The organism is Vibrio sp. 2134-1 (assembly GCF_033339495.1).
The window spans coordinates 1-864 of record NZ_JAWOUS010000239.1; the positions used below are offsets into that span (position 1 = coordinate 1).

The 864-nt window shown below is 48.7% G+C and carries 1 protein-coding gene; it reads right to left on the reverse strand.

The annotated features are described in order from the left end of the window. Positions 1 to 864, reverse strand: an 864-nt coding sequence (locus R7R78_RS25185; RefSeq protein ID WP_263856317.1) for a DUF3971 domain-containing protein, incomplete at both ends; no start/stop codon positions are given.

The following is an 864-nucleotide window of genomic DNA, read 5'->3' on the forward strand; positions in this document are numbered from 1 at the left end:
TGCGCTCTTTGGTCATTTCCTCAAAGTCTGGCAAGTACAAATGCAGATGGTCTAGAGACACCGATAAATCGTACGGTTTGAGGTACGTTGCTTTGCCTTTCACCTCTTGGCTACTCACGTCCAACTGCCAACTTAGGTTCTTTTTACTGGCGTTCAATGCCACATCGTGAAACTCAATGCCGCCCAACAACAAGTTCGGCGTTTCGACTTCAATACGCGTTGGTAAAGGAATCGTAGGCGTCTTCATGTTTGCCAGCACCGATTGCGCTTTACTCTCTGGCGTATCCAGTAACGTCGCCCACTTATCTAGGTTTACCTCATCTAGACGAATCGAAGCATCGTGCCCAACGACAGGGCTAATTTTAAAACCGCCTTTGCCTAACACCAAGTTGGTCGCGGTTAACACTGGCACATCGCCCGAGATATCAATTTCGGGCTGATATTTCGCATTTGGGATTTGCAAACGAGCCGAAATGCTCTCCTGATTCCCCGATGCTTGGAGTTTTGCCTGACCAGCTTCTCCGACCTTTTTCGTCAATGGGTATGGGTATTCACTGGCTAATCGACCGAGCTGCGCCAACACATCTACTTGGTAAGTAAAACCCACATCGTTGAGCTGTAAGTCAATGTCCATTTGCCAAGGCGCATGACCGGAAACCAAGCTCAACCAACGTTCACCCAAATAAGGCTTGAGAGGCTCTACATCCCAATCACCTAAAGTATTGATGGTCACGTTGTAGCCTTGGTCCGCACTTTCGCCGTGGAAATCGAGTGAAATAGGCTGCGAGAGCAACTCTGCTGATAAGCCAGATGTCGTCACCACATCGTTGTCGAACTGAATGCGTCCAGTGGCTTTTTCTAGCG